Annotated in this window: 1 rRNA gene; it reads right to left on the bottom strand. The window is 54.8% G+C overall.

Going from position 1 to position 542, the window contains the following annotated elements:
• Positions 1-48: 48 nt before the first annotated feature.
• Positions 49-542 (bottom strand): 16S ribosomal RNA (locus D4A39_RS16940); the annotation flags it as partial.

Below are 542 nucleotides of genomic sequence, written 5' to 3'. Positions count from 1 at the left end.
AATCAATAATAATTAATCACTAATCACTAAATATATTCGTCTCTCCAGAAAGGAGGTGTTCCAGCCGCACCTTCCGGTACGGCTACCTTGTTACGACTTAGCCCCAATTACCAGTTTCGCCCTAGGCCGCTCCTTACGGTCACGGACTTTAGGCGCCCCCGGCTTTCATGGCTTGACGGGCGGTGTGTACAAGGCCCGGGAACGTATTCACCGCGCCGTGGCTGATGCGCGATTACTAGCGAATCCAGCTTCGTGGGGTCGGGTTGCAGACCCCAGTCCGAACTGAGACAGGCTTTAAGGATTTGATCCGTTTTGCAAGGGACCGTCTCTCTGTACCTGCCATTGTAACACGTGTGTAGCCCCGGACGTAAGGGCCGTGCTGATTTGACGTCATCCCCACCTTCCTCACACCTTACGGTGGCAGTGTCCCCAGAGTGCCCAGCTTAACCTGATGGCAACTAAGGAGAGGGGTTGCGCTCGTTATGGCACTTAAGCCGACACCTCACGGCACGAGCTGACGACAACCATGCAGCACCTTCACA

Origin of the sequence: Alcanivorax profundi (assembly GCF_003597125.1) — a bacterium.
GTDB lineage: Bacteria > Pseudomonadota > Gammaproteobacteria > Pseudomonadales > Alcanivoracaceae > Alcanivorax > Alcanivorax profundi.
This window is presented reverse-complemented; position numbering and strand designations above follow the sequence as displayed.